Source organism: Chryseobacterium sp. DT-167 (assembly GCF_058310155.1).
The window spans coordinates 83,819-101,678 of sequence record NZ_JBZEEQ010000015.1; the positions used below are offsets into that span (position 1 = coordinate 83,819).

A 17,860-nucleotide genomic window follows, 5' to 3' on the forward strand; every position below is an offset into this window, starting at 1 on the left:
CTATGAAAGCCATTATCTCAGAAAAACCCAGTGTCGCAAGAGAGATCGCCCAACTGTTAAATGCCAACGAAAGAAAAGACGGTTACCTGGAAGGGAACGGGTATTGCATAACCTGGGCATTGGGTCATTTGGTGTCATTAGGAATGCCGGAAGATCATGGTATAAGAGGCTTTGACAAAGCCTCTTTGCCTATCTTTCCCGATCCGTTCCTGTTAATCCCAAGGTCCATTAAAAAACAAAACCAGAAAGGTTACCAGCCTGATCCTTCCGCACTCAAACAGTTAAAAACAATTCAAAATGTCATCAACCGATGCGACAGCATCATTGTAGCCACCGATGCAGGAAGGGAAGGAGAGCTCATCTTCCGATATATCTATCACTATCTCCAATGCAACAAACCTTTTGAAAGGCTATGGATCAGTTCCCTTACCGAAAAGGCTATACACGACGGTTTCAAAAAACTCCAGCCAAGTTCAGCATTCGACGGTCTCTATCAGGCAGCCAAAGCCAGAAGCGAAGCAGACTGGCTGGTCGGGATCAATGCCACGCAGGCATTAAGCATTACAGCTAACCAAGATGTTTATTCTCTAGGCAGGGTACAGACCCCTACACTCGCGCTGATCTGCAAGAGATTTGAAGACCATCAAAATTTTACACAAAAGAAATACTGGCAGATCCAGCTGAAGCATAGAAAAGAATACCTTGATTTTACCAGCGTGTCCAAAGAACAATGGGAAAACAAAAAACAGATAGAACAGATGCTCAAATCCATAGAGCGGGAGGGAAAAGCCACGGTTGAAGATGTCTCTGTTAAAACTGTAACAGAACAATCGCCCTTACTTTTTGACCTGACAGAACTTCAAAAAGAAGCCAACAGAAAACTAGGACTATCTGCCGATGAGGTCTTGCAGACCGCACAGTCTCTTTATGAAAAAAGATTTATTACCTATCCACGAACCGGCAGCAAATATATTCCCGAAGACCTCTGGGCAGAGATCCCGGAACTGGTCAGAATTCTCAATACCGTCGATCAATTCAAACCTGCCATTTCAACCCTTAAATTCGGGAACTTCAACAAACGGATAGTGAATGACCTCAAGGTGACCGACCATCACGGACTGTTGATCACTACAAAAATACCTTCTGCGCTTACCGCAAAAGAGAAGGCCATTTACGATATGATTGCCTGCCGTTTACTGGAATCCCTTTCAGAACATTGCTCCAAGCAGCTCAGCCATATCACGATCAAAGTACACCATTATGAATTCAGCATCAAAGGATCAAAAATAATGACCAAAGGCTGGCGCGCCATCAAGGGGATTCTTTCCGAGCAGAACAACAATAATACATATAAAAACGAAAATTGCAACAGCAATGATAATATCAATAACGTCGAAGAAATGCTCCTTGAACTTCCTGAATTGAAGATCGGTGATGAGCTGAAAATCTCCCAAGCTGAGCTACAGGAAAAAACGACCCAACCACCCAAACTGTACACTGAGGCAGATCTGTTGTCAGCCATGGAAAATGCAGGAAGATCGATAGAAGATAAAGAACAACAGAAAGCCATTTCAAATATCGGGATAGGTACACCCGCCACCAGAGCCTCCATCATTGAGACCCTGCTTAGCAGAAACTACATTATTCGAAAAAGCAAAGCGCTTACTCCAACCGAAAAAGGACTAAAAGTTTATGGTCTTGTCAAAGACCAAAAGATCGCCAATGTACAAATGACCGCAGAGTGGGAGATGGCATTGGACAAGATCGAAAAAGGCGAGCTCAATTCAGAACAATTCATCACCGATATCAAAGACTACACATCAGAGATCACTAACGAACTACTATCACTATCCATTCTACAAGAAAACATTCCCGAACTCAAATGCCCAAAATGCCAACAGCAACACCTCATCATCAAAGACAAGATCATCAAATGTCCTGATGAACAATGTAATTGGATACAGTTCAGAAATGTCTGCGGTGTACAGCTCAGCGTTGAACACATCACTTCACTCGTCAACAATAAAAGAACACCACTCATAAAAAACATGAAGGCCAAAAACGGCAAAAAGTTCAGTGCTTTTATAATTCTTAAAGATGATTTTACTACATCATTTGAATTTCCTGCAGAGAGATGATGTTTATAAAAAGCACTACAAATGCCAGCAAGAGCAGGACTAATTCTAAAAGAATTTTATCTGCTATTTTCTTGTAATATAATCTACCGGATTTCTTATCCAAATCCATAATTTTTCTACTTACATCAAAAATATAAAACTAAAATAGACAGACAGGTTTGTCTATTTTAGTTTTTTATTGTACATTTGTCTCGTAAGAATAAAATTATGACATCACCGAAAGATAGAATCCTGAATATTACCTTTTTGCTTTTTGCAAATCAAGGTTACAATTCGACCGGTATCAACCAGATTATCTCTGAAGCCAAGGTTGCTAAAGCAAGTTTTTACCAGCATTTTCAATCGAAAGAGGATCTTTGTGTGGAATTTTTAAAGATCCGTCACGACTATTGGTTTAATGAGCTGACTACTTTTATAGAAAGAAGTGACTCAGCCAAATCCAAGGTGACTGCGTCTTTTGATTTCTTGATTTATATGAATGCTAAGGAAAATTTCAGAGGGTGCAGTTTTCTCAATATTCTTTCTGAGATTCCCAGTGATAATGTCAAGATTTTAAATGTTATTCAAGATCATAAGAAAGACCTTAGACTGTTCTTTGCAAATATGACAAACGACGAAACTCTGTCTGACCATATCTATATGCTATTTGAGAGTTCGATCATCGAAAGTCAGTTATTTAAATCGAATCAATTAATAGAGAGATCAAAAACAATTATTAACAATTTAATTTTTTAAAAATGGAACAAAAACATCCACTTCCACCATTTACATTAGAAACAGCTTTACAAAAAATACAAGTTGCGGAAGATGCGTGGAACACGCAGGATCCTGAGAAAATTTCTAAAGCCTACACCATTGACAGTGAATGGCGAAATAGAGATCAATTTGTCAATGGAAGAGAAGCAATCGTCGCTTTCCTTTCCGACAAATGGAAAAAGGAATTAAACTATCAGCTTAAAAAGGAGTATTGGTCGCATACCGACAACCGTATTGCCGTAAGGTTTGAATATGAATATATGAATAAAAACGGAGAATGGTTCAGAGCATACGGAAATGAAAACTGGGAATTTGACGAAAATGGGCTGATGAGAAAAAGATATGCCAGTATCAATGATCTGGCGATTAAAGAAGAAGATAGAAAATTTAAGTAACGCCAAAATTACCTTCATATGTGGAATTTAACAATTGTACCGTCGAATTTGTTGGTTCCACTTTATCATTCTTTATATCACATCGACATATTATACAAAAGCATCTTTGACCACCCTAACAAATCAGAAGTGAACTTCTTGAGATAAAATGCAAAAAGCAGCCCTGGAGCTGCTTAGTTCTATTCATCCTAAATTAATCACCTTTCTCGTGTTCATGAGGTTTTAGTTTTGGATGTTTAGGTTGATTAGGAGGATTTACTCTCCTTCTTTTGTCGGGCTCGCCATCTGGTTTTTTAGGCTTAGGTCCCGGCTTGATCGCTTCGATTGTGCTCATAGCAAAAAGAATTTGTTAAAACTTATTTCTAATATTAAAACAGATTAATATCAATTTCAAAAGTAAGTCTCCGCTATATTAATTCATTACGGAAAACCGTATTAACATTTGTTATATGATAGAATAAGAAACTTTCTGCTATATAACAATTATAAAAACATTACCTTCTTCTCGGAGCGCTTCTTGTATGTGGTCTAACATAAGTGCCGTCCTTTCGGATATAACCCTTTACACTAACGGATCCTCCAGAACTTGATCCTGAATTATAGCTGGAACCAGCGCTAACTGTTGGAGAAGTATAGTTTGATGTCTTGGAATAGTTGCTGTATGCAGAGTGCTGAGGGTTATTTGCCCATCCGTTAAAATTTCCCCATTTAATCTTCCTGTAATTTTTCTTGTTGGGTTTGGATGATAAATAAACTTCTCTTCCTTTAGGAATCACTGTTGTAGAAGTTTCGCTATTACTGCTTGAATAGAGTGGTGTATCTTCCTGTAGCAGGACAGTATAATAATTTGTACATGAAGTTACTGATAATAGTAAAATCAGATAAAGTAATGATTTTTTCATTGTAAATAATTTTATTTACAAATCTAAAATTACTTACACTTAAATAATTACGGAAAACCGTAATCAATAGCATTTTATTGATGAAAGCTTTTTAATACTTTAATTAATTGCTCTTTCTCCCCACTTCCTGTAGTAGAAAATCGTACCAAAGGTATTCTATACTTCTCTAAAATCTCATTCTTCATGACATCTCTTTCGGATTGTCGGCTTTCCATTTTATGATATTCATACCCATCAACTTCTATTGCTAACACAGGATTTTTCCCCAACTTGTTATAGATCACAAAATCAAGATGCGTGGCGTGATGTCTAGCATATTTTTCTTCTTCATAACTTAATCTCGAAAAATCTAACAACAGATTTCTTAGTGGATGATGCAGAATGACTCCATATTTCAAAAATTGTTCTTCATACAAGACTTCCCTAATTAAAATATACATAAGATTCTCACTGTCGAAAACAGATTTCTTTTTTTGATCCGATAAAATAGCTCTTCTTTTTTCTTCATACCCTTTGTACAGGTAATCAAAAATAGAGTGTACCTCACTGTTTATTACATTAAAATTATTATAATCAATATAACGGATCAGATCTGAGATATTTGTGTCATTGTCACTTTCATTTCCGTTCACCAATAGAATCAGCTGATCTTTGGCTCTGGAGATCGCTACATTGAGTCGGTTCGGGTTGTCGGTGAATTCAGAGATTTCATTATCAACGGTGGAGAGAATAATCACATCATTTTCTCTTCCCTGAAACTTATCCACCGTATCTGCTTTGATATCTGTTCCCTGAAATGTTCTTTGTAATGCTAAGGTCTGATTACGGTAAGGCGTTACAATTCCCAGATTTACACCTTCCAGCTTTTGCTGTGGAATGATTTCCTGAATAATCACATCAATCTGCCGCTGATTTTCTCTCTGCCGGGCATGGTTGCCTTCAGTTGTTTTATAGACCAACAAAGGTTCTCTTTCTGTCTGTCCTTCCGAAAGGATAATCAGCTGATCATTATAAAACTTACGGTTACAAAAATCAATGATTTTAGGATGGCAGCGATAATGTTCTTTTAACAGGGTTTTTGGTACTTCCGGAAATACTTCTGTTACGGAGGAAAGTAGGCTATGATTGGAATAGCGATAAGGTTCCGGAATATTATAGTTCTTAAATATCTGATCTGTATTTTCTGCTGTTACGGAATCTACTACATTGGGAAGCTGTTTTAAATCTCCTACGATGACAGCCTGTTTTGCGCAGGATAATGCGAGTACACCCGTTGCAAGATCTACCTGTGAAGATTCGTCAACAATGACATAATCATAGAAGACATTTTCAGCAAGACTTCTTCTTAGTGAGTAGGTCGTACTCATAATGACAGGATAATCGGAAATGAATTCTTCTGATTTAAAACGAAGATCCCATTCGGTATATTCTGAACGTTTTTGTCCTTTATATTTTTGGTATAGCTTGTTTTTAAATAGCTGCATCGATCCTTCAGTATATTCTTTCATTTTATCATGGAAGGAAAAATGCTCTAACGTATTTTGCAGCTCATGCTTTCTTACAGTAAGCTCTGAAATTTTTACCCCATAGTATTTTGACTGAACAATCCTGATCATTTCTTCATACGATAAGGTATAAAAAATCTTATCCCTCACCCCATACAGAAAAGGAAATATGAGTTTTCGCCACCAATAAAATCTCTTACCATTTTTTTCGTACTCTTCCAACGTAACCCATAATGAAAGCAGCTGATCTGAACTGACATTCTTTTTAAAACAGATTTCAGTTGCTAATGCGATATCATCCGTAAAATGCTGATGCTCTGTTTTGATCTTGTCTATTTCCCGTTTAAGCAAAGCCAATTCATTATTTACTTCCAACTTTTCAACAAGTTCAGTAAAAAGAAGGGTAGTAGATTGAATAAGCGATTGTTCCTGTTCTTTTTCTAATCTAAAATCCGATAAATTCGGGATTTCGGTCTGATTGTCGATAAATTCCTTTTTATTCTGACTGCTTCCTAATAATGCTGCCATAAAAGAAACCCCATTGCTCTCCAGTTTCTCAAAAACATTTTTTGTTGCAGAATTATTGCTTGAAACAACAGCTACGCTCTGATTATTTATCACCGCATTGGCAATGATATTAAGAATAGTCTGTGTCTTTCCTGTTCCCGGAGGACCTTCTATAACACTTAGTGGATTTGAAAATGCATTGTCTACTCCTGATTTCTGGCTTAGATTAAAACCAAACGGGAAGATTTCAATAGGAGAGGCGTGGTAATTCTTTTCGGGTTCTTTTCCGTTAAGAAAATTATACAGGATAGAGGTCTCAGGAATAAAACGGATACTCCCATAGCTATTGGAAAGAATGTTATTGCCTTCCTCTGTCTTCAAACCAACACTTTCTGCAATTGCCTTTAGATAAGAAAAGATAGTTCCTGCTCTCTCACTTTGAATAGCAGATCTCACTATCTTAATTCTATGTTGAGGATAAGAATAGGCTTTATCATTGCTTTTATATACCACGTTACACTTATTTTCTTCAAAAGAATAAGATTCTATCTCGTCACTTCTGTCCTTATTATCTATGTATAATGCTTCTCTTCTAATAGTATGTGGTTTAGATTTTTGCATGAATTAATAATTACTTTTAAATATAATAAGCTGTATATAAAGTAAGACTCAAAATCCTAGGGATTTCCGAGTGGTCAGGTTAAATTATGCCCAATTGCTGAGCAATATCTTGCTTGTATTTTTCAAAAGGTTCATTGTTTGACTCAAAACATTCTTTGCCAAATAGATCTTTTTTTATTGAGTATTCATCTCTTTTCAGTAATGTGGCAATTTCTTTAATTTGCGAATCAGAATAGATTTTTCTTTTTTGTAGCATATCATAGGAAATATTCTTGTGATAATTGTATCTGCTCTGTAACCTGAATATGGATATGAAATCATCAACATTTTCAATTTTTGATAAATTTGATAAATTAACATCAATATCTTCTAATTTTTCTATTCTTGAATTTTTATATTTTAATTTGAATTTTATCAAGTTATTAAAACTATAGTCTTTCGAGCTGGGAACTATATTTTTTAAATCATCATTGATGTTAAATTCTTTTGTGAGTTTAAATTTTGAATTACAAGAGTAACAACATGGTACGAGATTAAATAGCGAAAGGGATAAAAAAGCATTCGAATTTTTTGGTAACACATGATCCAAAGTAAAATGTTCGTTCTCAAACTCTTCTTTATACCCGTCTTTTAATTTCTGAACTATTTCAGTACCAATTTTAGGAAATAAAATCTTGATATCCTTTTCATAAATAAAACTTGATTTTCTTTTTTTTGAAATGTAATTTGTTGCAGATTCACTAATTATTGTTTTTAATATCTTGTTTGGAGCATAATTAATCAATTCATCAATAGAGGAATATTTATCGTTAAAATTATTAACGTATTCGATATTACAGTAAAAACAACTTTTAATATTTACATTCTTTCTAGTTAAAAAATCTGCTATCTCTCGTTGTAATTTCGAATATAGATAGTCTTTTTCTTCAGTTCCAATTCTGAATAATTGATTAAGATTATTTACATTGTCCTTTGTTGTGAATTCCACCAACTCACAAAAATCTGCTGTAAGAAGCTTTTTTAAATCCCAAGAAATATCTATTTTTTTGATTTCCATGCAAATTTCAATATGATTAGAAATTTCAGTAGAAATACTATCAAAATATTCATTCAAGAAAGTTTGTTTTTCTATTACTGTTGTGAAAGGATAGTTGATTTTTCTCATTCAGTTTGCTTTTTTAATTTTTTAATTTCTTCCAAACGAATATTTAGTCTCTCTTCTTCTACATCTAAATAAGTTTTATCTCCAAAACGAACTTTTAACTCATCCAAATGATTATACAAAATAGCCCGTATATAATCTTCACCAATTAATGTTATAAATTTATGATACCATTCTATTTGAATATCAAAATCCTCTGGCTTATCAGTTCCATCTTTAGTTTTTTCATAGTACTCTAAAAATTTTTGGATTTCGTTCTTGACAAAGGCACCTTTTGTATCTGTAATAAAGAAGGCATCAGTGAGCATTTGGTGCACGTTTTCACCAAATGTATTATCGCCCTTGTAAGAACTTGGTCTTGATTTTCCATTTTCATCTACTTCCAAAAATAACACGTTTTGCTTGGGAATATCAGATAGTATGAATGGAGAATGAGTGATGAAGAGCAGGTTAAGATTTTGATATATGTTCTCTATTGAATTTAGAGCTGTAAGCAAATCATTTATAAACTTCCTCTGAAAATCTGGATGGGCATATAATTCTATTTCATCAAAAATAATATTGACATTGTTGTAATGTATAAGCTCTTTTCTTTTTTCTACACCATGTTCATCTTCTTGACTATGGTTTTGAACTGATTTTAAATTTCTTAAATGATAAATTACCGAATGAATACTGTATAATTTTTGTTTCTCTCCAGAACTAAAATTATCAAAATGATTATTTGAAGGTTCTTCAGCAAAATAGTAATTAACTTTAAATATTGAGGGCAAAGATTCTTTGATTGAAAATTCATCATTAGAAAAATGTACAATTGCAGGTAAATCCATTCTTGATTGCTTCCACGACTGATGTATCTTTACGTACAGTTCGGTAATCTCCAAAAGCTTTTCATTTGTATCTTTTTCAAATAAATCGTTTTTATCTAAATATAAATATCTCAAGAAGAATAAAGCTTGTCTAAGTTTATCTGTATTATGGCTAGAATCCTGATCAATTGCTTTAAAATAATATTTTAACTTTTTTCTATTTTTAATAGAGTATTTACTTCTTGTAATTGGAAAATCATAATGCTTAACTTCAACATTATAACTTTCAAAACAATCTTTAAATTCCTTATAAACTGAATAATGTCGCATTCTTATCAGTTTAAAAATGATATAATCTCGTACAAAAGGATAGAAAAAATGATCTGTATTTATTTTTATTATCTCATTTTCATAAAAAATCGAAAAAATTGAGTTTAAAATTTTCTGCTTGTCTACTTCTGAAATATCTAACCATTGGTTTCTATTTTCTTTACTATTCCAGTCATGCCATGCTTCTGATTTTGCTTGGTTAAAACCAGTAAATTTATCTTCGTTTAACTCAATACTCACATACTTAATTTCTTTTCCCTCTGAAATATTACGTAAGGCAGCATCTTGCAGGATATTAACTAAAAATCGTGATTTTGAAAGTTCCTTTTCGGAATTGATGTTAATATTTCCCTCTTCTCTCATAGGATTAATTACAACAGGTAATTGGTAACCGTCATTTTTATGAAAAACCCCTTTTAACCATTCGCCTGATTCTAAAGCATTATATCCGTAATGCGAATAATTGATAACCATGGTATAAAAAAAATCTTGAAAAAAATGTAGTTCTTCACGACTAATTTTTAAATGTTCTATTTCTTGCCCAGATTTTAAAACTTCTTTAGAAATATCAAACTTCTCTTTTATAAATATATTACTATTTTGGTGAAAGTCTGTTATTTTAACCTCATCGTCTTTCAATGTAATTTTTCTGATTTTTTCTTGGGCATTGGTTCCAAAACATTTTAACTCTCCATCATTCATTGTACAGGGTTCAGCTTTGTGTATAATAAATATTTCAACATTAATGTCTTTTAAATCCTGTACTTTGCTATTATTAAATTTGGTAATCAAGTCATTTTGTCTATCTTTATTAGCATCATAATAGAGATTTTCAGCTTCAATAAAATCATGTTTTATTGCCAATGACATTTTTACAATAGAAGCTACTAACAATTCCACCAATGCGCTTTTGCCACTTCCATTTTTACCTACTATAGCAGAGATGTTAATTTTTGTTTTTAAATCTCCTTCACCTTGATAATATAAGTTCTTAGGCACTGTTTCATCATATTCAATAGAAGTAATATTTCCATCTATATCTTCAACAAATTTGTAATCATTATAAAATTTATAGAGTTCTTTTGGGGTCAAGTTTTTAAGAAATTTTGGATTACAACCACCCAGAGGTCTAATTGCTAAAAGTTTAAAGCTCATGTTTAATTTGTTTTTTAATTAACCGTAGCGATTTCATAGTTTATTCAGTCTTTCAGTGCTTTTTGTTTTTGTAAAAAAGTTGTGAATACAAGTCGTACAAATCTTTCGATTTAGATAATCCATGGCTATTAACTTCAACACAATCATTATAACTTAAATTTTCAAAATATAAAGCGAAGCTGTAATAAGGCATTAGGCTATAAAATTCATGAAGTGATTTGTTATAAAATTCTTACAATTGATCTTTATTTTCTATTATACTTGAAATTTTAAAATATTGTTCTTGAAATCTTCAAATAGTTCATTGATTTCCATGATAAAAATATTTTTCGTTTTCATAAACTATTATTTTTGACAATTCTTATAATGTTAGCTTACAAAATTTAGAGTGACCATGTTATCTTATTAAAATCATTTAATAACTTTTGACTTGCTACTTTATCTATTGAATGTATAAAACAAATGTGACCATATAGCCAATCATGAAATTTCAGAGAATTATAAGTCGGAAATTGTTCAATATTTTTTAGTAGGTGATTTTCTACACCATATTTCCTGGAAAAATAGATATGTCGAGCAATTTTTTTTCGATATCTTTTAGAGGTATGAACACCATTTGTTACTGTTAAACCAGTAACATATTGTTTACTGCCACGATGCATGTAAGTTATTTTATCCTCATTAATATAGAAATTTTCCTCTTCAATAATTTTTCGTATTAGATTTAAAGGAGGTAAGGTACCAATATGATTAATTGAAAAAGTTAAATCATCAGCATAACGCGAATAAGAAAATTTTAATTTTTCACCCAAACCTTCAAATCTCTTGTCCATTTTAGTCGCTACTATATTTGCTAGTGTAGGACTACTAGGTGCACCTTGAGGCAAGATTGGAGGTTTGAATTCTAAGTAGTAGGATAGAATTTTTTTGTCATTTTGATTAAAATCAGACCAATATTTATCATGATGTTCTGCGGTACAAAGTTTTGCTAATGAATATGCTAAATTTTTGGCATACCCAATTTTCTCAAAAACACCGTAAATTCTTTTCTCAGTAATTGTGTCATAGAATTTTAAGAGATCAACTTTTAAAATTATTTTTGCATTACTATGAATAGAAGCGTTATCATATATTGAAATACCAGAACGAAAACCTTTACATGATTCTGCTAAGGGAACTTTACTTAAAATATTAAATAGTAGCCATTTCTGAATATATTTTAAATCCTTGTGAGGAGCCATAATTTCTCTGTAGCTCCCTCTTTTTTTCTTGATGAAAAAATGATTATATTTTTTGAGCTTAACTCCTTCATTTTCGTACAAATATCTGCTATTTTCATTTTCACCAATCAGAGCAGTCAAAAAGTCTGATTGGATACCAATAGCCATTGCAAGATGCTGGATTGAAAAAAAAACTGGATAATCTCTATCTTCTAAATTGTGAGCATATTGAACACATGCCTCAATAAAATTCTGTGTTCGACCTTCACTATTTGCGTTTTTAATAAATTGTTCAAAGGGGAATGACTTCATAGTTACTTCTTACTTGGGTGTATGATATGTATTCTTCTTGGAGAATTGTTATTGGAAGGAATCCGGCGGCTGCAATGATAATTTTTCAAGCAGAATGTAGCCCAATATTGGTACTAAAGGATCCTTAAAATCTCTCGGCACAAGGCACCGAGAATATCTGTTTCCAGATAACATAGCTAACTTTTTAGGTCAGCCCTTTGAACATTTGTGGCAAATATAAATGTTTTTTAATTGTTAAATTATTTTCTGTCTCATTTCTTATCTTTTCACTTTTGGTAACCTTATTTAATTCTAAAAGTAATGCTTTACCACTATTGGTTATTGATTTGTAGTCATTTGTAACTAGACCCTTATTCCTTAATTCGATAAAAATGTATTTTAATTCTTCTCGTGTAATGCCCAAAATTTGACAAACATAAATGTTTTCATAGCTTTTATTTTTCAGAAATAGAACTGTAATTGCTGCTTGATTCTGTTCACGCATTCTTCTTGTAGTCTCTTTCCTTCTATCAGGCATTTTATCAATTAGATTAATACCTGAATTAATATTTATACCTAATTTTTCACAAATACTCAGGTAATAATTTATTTCTTTTTTGAGTTCACGAGCTTCTGACATTCTTACATCTACTTTTCTAGGATATAAAGCTTTCCATTCTTTAGTTTTCCCCCAAATTAATGAAATAGTATTGTTGGGAGTACCATGAAAAAAAGCAATTGTACTTTCACTGTTTCCATATCCAAATGGTAGGAATTGCTTTGGTGGTCTGTTTACTATAATTTTCTTTCCATACTTATTCACAATATTTTTGACAGATTTATATGTGTTTTTTGAAAATGCTTTGTAAGGTGAAAAATTTTCATCAAAAAGCTTATGTCTAACTTCTGAAACAATTTTGATTTTAGAATAATTTCCTTCTATTTTTTTCTTTCCTTCATTCATAATAATTGCAGAAAGTAAATAAATTTTCTCAATATTATTATCTAATATCCAATCTTTCACACCAGAACTTTCAAATTCATCACAAAAAGTCTTTCCACTTCCGATAAAGTCATCTAAAAAAATAATATGTTTATATTGTTCTGAATCTTTTATGTATTTAAAATCGTGAGTAAGTAATATATTCGCTTCTCTTCGCTTAAATGCTGATGTATTTCGAAGGGGATAAGTAACTAAGGTTCCACTTTTGCCAATTTTACCATAAGGAAAAATGATTATCTTATCTTCGTTGGGTATTTTCTTAAGTAGCTCTTTTAGTAAACTATCTAAACGAAACATGAATTCAGGAAAACTAATGTATTCAAATATTCTAAGAATATCTATAGCGAAAGGCACATCAGGGCCATCAAAATTTTCTAACCACTGTATTATTTTAGTTGGATACAAGGAATATTTAAGACGAGGTATTAAAAACTCAATTTGTCGAATTGAATCCTCCGTATATTTATATGTGCTACCCATTTTTTAAAATTAATTAATTTTCCTCCTCATAAAAAATTTTATAATATTTTCTTCCATTTTCATCAATTCCTTGTGTTATTAAGTCAGCATTACCATGAATATAAATATGAAAATTTTTATCTAGCTTCAATACATTTTTAAAAACTCTTGCCTGTTTTTTTACAGCCTGCGTTGATATATCAAAGTTATCATATAGTTCTATTTTATTTTCTTGTCTATAAGCTTGATCAAAGGTTCGGAATGACTCAATTAAACCTTTATCTTCAAAAACCAATTCTTCAAATTCTTGTTTATCAAAACTTCCATGACTTTTAAAATAATCCACAGAACGATTTAAATAATCAATTTTATCTGCTTTGCTGATTTTAAATTCTTCATCTAATTGTTTTGTTACAAATTGTTTAGCAATACTTAAAAACTCATTTGTTTGATGGAAATCATTTCTAATTGGCTGAATTCCTAAAAATTCATCTTTCCAATATTGTGCTTCTGAACTTCTATTAGTATTGTCGACAACAGAAATTAAAAAGCCACTCTCTTTCCCAGCATTAAAGATTAGGCATCCTTTATCTAATTTATTTGTGCTTATTCCTTTTTCATCAGTCAACTCAAATCCATTTTCCCTTTTATTTACCTTAAGAACCGTGTCTTTATTTTCTGATTTGAAAATGCCAATACAGTCAACTATTTCATCATTAACTTTACAATCATTGAAATAGATTATACATAACTCACCACTTTTTATTTGTGGATGAGTACTCTTATCATACAAATATCGACCTGTATTTTGTGATTGTTCAATAAATGATTCTTTGTTTTTAAAAATTGAACTTACAAATTGATAAACAGGGTTGAGGTCTAAATTTGGAACAAAAAAGAAGTGATATAATTCATCAAACTTAAAGCTATTATTTGCCAATTGTTTGATATGCTCTTCAATATTATCAAAATCAGTATGAATATCAGAAAAACGTACACCATCTCCATTGTTCTTGTTTCCAATATAATGGACTATAAATTTATTAATTTCCCCTAATGTTATATTTTGCATAGTTAGTTATTGTAAATCTCATTTGGAATTAATCCTTTCCCATCAATAAATTCATCTACTGTATGAAAGTATGATAAGTTGTTGTCTATCCAATATTCTTTGGATGCGTGTTCTACCATAATAATTTGAAAATTCTTATTTTTTTCGACATTGATATAGCCAACAAATGAATTCAATAATTTAAAAGCATCAAGTAGTTTTGCTTTATCATCATTTTTTCCCTCGTAATATGGTGTACTTGGTTGGTCAATAAATAAGAATTCTGGTATATGGTCTTGCTCGATATTTAATACGTGTTCGTGTAATCCCAGATAAAGACATAAATGCATAAACATATAGTTTGAAGCACTTCCAACATTATCTAATGGGAACATCTCTCCATCAGGAATTAGTTGTAAAATCATTCTTTCACTACTAAATTCTACTCGACTATTATTGTATTTTGCTAAAGAACTTAGTTGGTTGAAGTTTCGTTGAATACTCTGATTTAACAGCGTTTTCATTGAGAATTTTATTTCTGATGTCTCTTGTGGTACTTTTAACAATCTTTCTTTTTCTTCATTCAAACTATTTAGTTTGATTGTATCAATGGGCTTAACTATTTCTTTTTTAAGAATTTGCTCATACGCATATTTGATTTCTCCAAGCACAATAAATTTTTCTCCTTCTGAGTGATAATTTTTCTTAATCTCGTTAAGTTGAGTTATTTGTTTGTCAACTTCTTGAATTTTTACTCGTAAGTCCTTTGCATCACCATTGACTCTTAAAGGTTCTGCGATTTTTTTGGAAAGGTTTGCTTTAATATTTTTTAAAGAAGACTCTAAGGATTCTACAAATAGCTTTGTCTCGTACGAATTTACTAATTGGTCAGATAACTTTTGATTTAAAAACTCAATTGGCTGTAAGCTATCTGCAGATTTATTCAAATTTTTTTTATACAAATCATATTCTCTTTGGTACTGATTTATAGCATTAAGCTGTGCATATAAATCGCTTTTGTTCTTATATAGAATATTAATTTCTGAAAACAGTTTTGAATTCTCTGCAACCTTTTTTGTATTGGCAATAATATCTTTAATTGTTGATATTGCATCATCAACCTTATCGAAAGAGTCAGAATATTCAATGAATTTGTATGCTTTGCATTTTTCAATCAAACTGAATATTTCTGTTTCAAAATTTTTGATTTTATTTTGATTACCTTTTTCTTGATTTTGAATTGTTCTCAACCCATTTTCTATTTCCTGTAAACGCTCAATGGCTTTAATATTTTCCATATCATTTACACCTATAACCAAATCAAAAATATGACTCAAAGCATTATCATATTCTTCTTTTCCATAAAACGTGGTGTCAAAATACGTTTCTGGTGCGTCAATAATAGTTTGCGTTAATGAATTAAATAGTAGAAAATGTCTGTATGAAATATTGAAAGTTGTTTTTCCTGATCCTTTTCCAAACGGAAATCTTAAATTATCACTAATCCCAAATTCTTCATCTAAAATTGCCTTTATTTCTGCGATTTCTTTATTGTTTGTAGGTTTGTTTGGAAAAGAACCTAAAGCGAAAAAAACATCTGCAGAAACAGAGCCATTACTTGGTGTTTTTCGCACTATAGAAATTTCTTTGCCATTTATAGTAAAACGAATTCCAAACCATAAAATCTTTTCTATGATTTCAGTTGGAACTGTTACTTTGCTAGATAAAAGGCAATAATCAATAATATTCCAAAAGCTTGTTTTGCCTGTTGTAGAATCGCCAGTTATAACATTTACCCTGTTAGGTAAAAAATTATAATTTTTAGGTTCAGTATTCTCATCCTTAAACCAAAGTTTTATTTCGTGAAGTATGAATCTCATAATTGTACTTTTAGGATTTTGTAAAGTTGAGTGGTAGAATGTTTTTCTATCAATGACAAAAATATTGGAATAACTTCCAGTATTCTATCGAATCTGTTACCTAAAATTTTATTTTCAAAATCTAATATAACATTTGCCACGATTTCATTTCCTATACTAATTTGATTACTAGTATTTAAAAGTGTTAAAGAATTTATTGTAACTGGTAATAATGATAAATATCTTTTGTTGAATGAAGCAAATAGTCTTGATTGCTCTTTAATCATATTGTCTAATTCGATATCAGGATTTTTGGATAAATAACTGACAGTTCTATCATCAAATAAGAATGGTAAAACCAAACAAGAACGAGCTATATCCAACGTATCAATTTTATTCAATATCGATAAGAAAATGCAACTTGCAATTGCTTCATTATTATAAACATAGTAGATTTCTTTCATTCTTTCTTGTATTTATTGCCCCAATCAAAATGCCAACCTATTTCAAGTTTATCAGATAAAGCATAGTAGTGTCCATTGCTAAATTCAATGCCTAAAGCTGAAAATCCTGGTATTGATAAGTCCTGTTTTCTAATGTAGTCAACTAACTCAACGCCTAAGTTTTTAATATCATCTTCTAAAATCTCACTAGATGAGCCATTACTTATTTGACGTTCAATTTGTCTGTATTTTGCTTTAAATTCATTTATCCATATCTGAATACTGTTACTTTTGAATTCTTCTATATCTGTAAGCAAAATAAAGTTTTCTTCCTCAGACCAATATGTGAAATGATTTAAAAATTTAAGCATTTGAGTTGTGTAGTTCCTAATATCGTTTGAGCCTGTTTGTATTTCGCCTATGTCCAGTAATTGCTTTATAAAAATCTGATTTTCTAAATCATCAGGTAATAATACAGGAAATTCTCTTTTAGGCAGTGGGCGGATCTGAGTAGCAATCTTAAAGCATTTACCAAAACGTTTCCCAAATTCATCTCCCGATATTTCAAATTTTTCACCAGCTTTTATATCTAAATACTTTGACAAATTTAATTCAGATGAAAATTTTTCAAAGATTGGATCAACTAAATTTTCTTGATAGTATTTTTCAAGTATCCTTTTCCTAATCTTTTCAATTATTTCGTCTTCATCTGTTTCTATCATTAGTTTCGTTAAAAGTAGGCTAAGCTTACTTTTGCTTAATTTGGAAACATTTTTCAAGTATTTTTTTAGTGTTTCGTCTTGAGTTTTGTTTCCCAATTCATCTATTTTCGACTTTATGTTATCAAAATTATTATCTAATTTGAACGAATTAAGTGCACTTATAAAATCATTGTTGCTTTCACTTTTATTGGTTACAAAAATGAATGTATGTTTTTTAAGAAAGTCTGAACTTTTATCTACATTAATAAAATCAACCCAATTGCTTAGAGTTTTCCATAAATCCACATCCAATTCAGTTAAATTTTGTGGATTGCCCTTTGCGTTTTTTATGACTGTATGTTTTGCCTGATATAAGATGGTTGTTCCATCTTCCTTATCGATATGCACATCATCCTTAACTTCAAATCCTATCTTCTCCCCGAATTTGAGGTCGAGTGCTAAAAGCATAAAATAATAAAATTGATAGTCAAACCCAATCAATTTTGAACCGGCAGTGTGTTTTGAGATTTCAGAATTTATTTCAGTCATTGAG

General features: G+C 31.5%; 14 protein-coding genes. 3 read left to right on the forward strand and 11 right to left on the reverse strand.

The window, feature by feature from the left end; translation table 11 throughout:
• The first annotated feature begins 2 nt into the window (after positions 1-2).
• The 3 genes from AC4FQ5_RS17645 to AC4FQ5_RS17655 all read left to right on the forward strand — a co-directional run bounded on the left by AC4FQ5_RS17645 (position 3) and on the right by AC4FQ5_RS17655 (position 3,289).
• Positions 3-2,138 carry a type IA DNA topoisomerase gene (locus AC4FQ5_RS17645; RefSeq protein ID WP_491145441.1) on the forward strand — a complete coding sequence of 712 codons (2,136 nt, stop codon included), beginning with the start codon at positions 3-5 and terminating at the stop codon, positions 2,136-2,138.
• 207 nt (positions 2,139-2,345) lie between these two features.
• Positions 2,346-2,873: a TetR/AcrR family transcriptional regulator gene (locus AC4FQ5_RS17650; RefSeq protein WP_491145443.1), complete on the forward strand. Its 528-nt coding sequence runs from the start codon at positions 2,346-2,348 to the stop codon at positions 2,871-2,873.
• Positions 2,874-2,875: 2 nt separating this feature from the next.
• Entirely contained in the window at positions 2,876-3,289 is a 414-nt protein-coding gene (locus AC4FQ5_RS17655) for a DUF1348 family protein (RefSeq protein ID WP_491145445.1), read from the forward strand.
• Between the two features lie 193 nt (positions 3,290-3,482).
• Here the strand turns inward: AC4FQ5_RS17655 and AC4FQ5_RS17660 are convergent, their stop codons facing one another.
• The 11 genes from AC4FQ5_RS17660 to AC4FQ5_RS17710 all read right to left on the reverse strand — a co-directional run bounded on the left by AC4FQ5_RS17660 (position 3,483) and on the right by AC4FQ5_RS17710 (position 17,856).
• A complete protein-coding gene (locus tag AC4FQ5_RS17660; RefSeq protein WP_491145447.1) occupies positions 3,483-3,623 on the reverse strand; it encodes a hypothetical protein in 141 nt (46 codons plus the stop codon).
• 160 nt (positions 3,624-3,783) lie between these two features.
• A complete protein-coding gene (locus AC4FQ5_RS17665) occupies positions 3,784-4,191 on the reverse strand; it encodes a hypothetical protein (protein WP_491145449.1) in 408 nt (135 codons plus the stop codon).
• Between the two features lie 74 nt (positions 4,192-4,265).
• Positions 4,266-6,824 carry an AAA domain-containing protein gene (locus AC4FQ5_RS17670; protein ID WP_491145451.1) on the reverse strand — a complete coding sequence of 853 codons (2,559 nt, stop codon included), beginning with the start codon at positions 6,822-6,824 and terminating at the stop codon, positions 4,266-4,268.
• A gap of 79 nt (positions 6,825-6,903) precedes the next feature.
• Positions 6,904-7,989 (reverse strand): HNH endonuclease, encoded by a 1,086-nt coding sequence (locus AC4FQ5_RS17675; RefSeq protein WP_491145453.1) that lies wholly within the window; start codon positions 7,987-7,989, stop codon positions 6,904-6,906.
• Positions 7,986-10,280: an ATP-binding protein gene (locus AC4FQ5_RS17680; protein ID WP_491145455.1), complete on the reverse strand. Its 2,295-nt coding sequence runs from the start codon at positions 10,278-10,280 to the stop codon at positions 7,986-7,988. The genes AC4FQ5_RS17675 and AC4FQ5_RS17680 overlap by 4 nt, the downstream gene beginning before the upstream one ends.
• Positions 10,281-10,663: 383 nt before the next feature.
• A complete protein-coding gene (locus AC4FQ5_RS17685) occupies positions 10,664-11,812 on the reverse strand; it encodes a reverse transcriptase family protein (RefSeq protein ID WP_491145457.1) in 1,149 nt (382 codons plus the stop codon).
• A gap of 184 nt (positions 11,813-11,996) precedes the next feature.
• Complete coding sequence (locus tag AC4FQ5_RS17690) at positions 11,997-13,274, reverse strand: phosphoribosyltransferase-like protein (protein WP_491145459.1); 1,278 nt, start codon at positions 13,272-13,274, stop codon at positions 11,997-11,999.
• Positions 13,275-13,287: 13 nt separating this feature from the next.
• Positions 13,288-14,325, reverse strand: a complete 1,038-nt coding sequence (locus AC4FQ5_RS17695) for a nucleoid-associated protein (RefSeq protein ID WP_491145461.1) — start codon at positions 14,323-14,325, stop codon at positions 13,288-13,290.
• 2 nt (positions 14,326-14,327) lie between these two features.
• Positions 14,328-16,184, reverse strand: coding sequence for a DUF3732 domain-containing protein (locus AC4FQ5_RS17700; RefSeq protein ID WP_491145462.1), 1,857 nt, complete (start codon positions 16,182-16,184; stop codon positions 14,328-14,330).
• Positions 16,181-16,627, reverse strand: coding sequence for a three component ABC system middle component (locus AC4FQ5_RS17705; protein WP_491145464.1), 447 nt, complete (start codon positions 16,625-16,627; stop codon positions 16,181-16,183). Before AC4FQ5_RS17705 ends, AC4FQ5_RS17700 begins: the two co-directional genes overlap by 4 nt.
• Positions 16,624-17,856, reverse strand: coding sequence for a hypothetical protein (locus tag AC4FQ5_RS17710; protein WP_491145465.1), 1,233 nt, complete (start codon positions 17,854-17,856; stop codon positions 16,624-16,626). The genes AC4FQ5_RS17705 and AC4FQ5_RS17710 overlap by 4 nt, the downstream gene beginning before the upstream one ends.
• Positions 17,857-17,860: the final 4 nt, after the last annotated feature.

What these genes read in the sequence shown, in the direction of transcription:
- AC4FQ5_RS17660 (WP_491145447.1), bottom strand. Translation starts at nt 3,623, where the DNA reads ATGAGCACAATCGAAGCGATCAAGCCGGGACCTAAGCCTAAAAAACCA.
- AC4FQ5_RS17665 (WP_491145449.1), bottom strand. Translation starts at nt 4,191, where the DNA reads ATGAAAAAATCATTACTTTATCTGATTTTACTATTATCAGTAACTTCA.
- AC4FQ5_RS17680 (WP_491145455.1), bottom strand. Translation starts at nt 10,280, where the DNA reads ATGAGCTTTAAACTTTTAGCAATTAGACCTCTGGGTGGTTGTAATCCA.
- AC4FQ5_RS17695 (WP_491145461.1), bottom strand. Translation starts at nt 14,325, where the DNA reads ATGCAAAATATAACATTAGGGGAAATTAATAAATTTATAGTCCATTAT.
- AC4FQ5_RS17655 (WP_491145445.1), top strand. Translation starts at nt 2,876, where the DNA reads ATGGAACAAAAACATCCACTTCCACCATTTACATTAGAAACAGCTTTA.
- AC4FQ5_RS17650 (WP_491145443.1), top strand. Translation starts at nt 2,346, where the DNA reads ATGACATCACCGAAAGATAGAATCCTGAATATTACCTTTTTGCTTTTT.
- AC4FQ5_RS17710 (WP_491145465.1), bottom strand. Translation starts at nt 17,856, where the DNA reads ATGACTGAAATAAATTCTGAAATCTCAAAACACACTGCCGGTTCAAAA.
- AC4FQ5_RS17675 (WP_491145453.1), bottom strand. Translation starts at nt 7,989, where the DNA reads ATGAGAAAAATCAACTATCCTTTCACAACAGTAATAGAAAAACAAACT.
- AC4FQ5_RS17690 (WP_491145459.1), bottom strand. Translation starts at nt 13,274, where the DNA reads ATGGGTAGCACATATAAATATACGGAGGATTCAATTCGACAAATTGAG.
- AC4FQ5_RS17705 (WP_491145464.1), bottom strand. Translation starts at nt 16,627, where the DNA reads ATGAAAGAAATCTACTATGTTTATAATAATGAAGCAATTGCAAGTTGC.
- AC4FQ5_RS17700 (WP_491145462.1), bottom strand. Translation starts at nt 16,184, where the DNA reads ATGAGATTCATACTTCACGAAATAAAACTTTGGTTTAAGGATGAGAAT.
- AC4FQ5_RS17670 (WP_491145451.1), bottom strand. Translation starts at nt 6,824, where the DNA reads ATGCAAAAATCTAAACCACATACTATTAGAAGAGAAGCATTATACATA.
- AC4FQ5_RS17685 (WP_491145457.1), bottom strand. Translation starts at nt 11,812, where the DNA reads ATGAAGTCATTCCCCTTTGAACAATTTATTAAAAACGCAAATAGTGAA.
- AC4FQ5_RS17645 (WP_491145441.1), top strand. Translation starts at nt 3, where the DNA reads ATGAAAGCCATTATCTCAGAAAAACCCAGTGTCGCAAGAGAGATCGCC.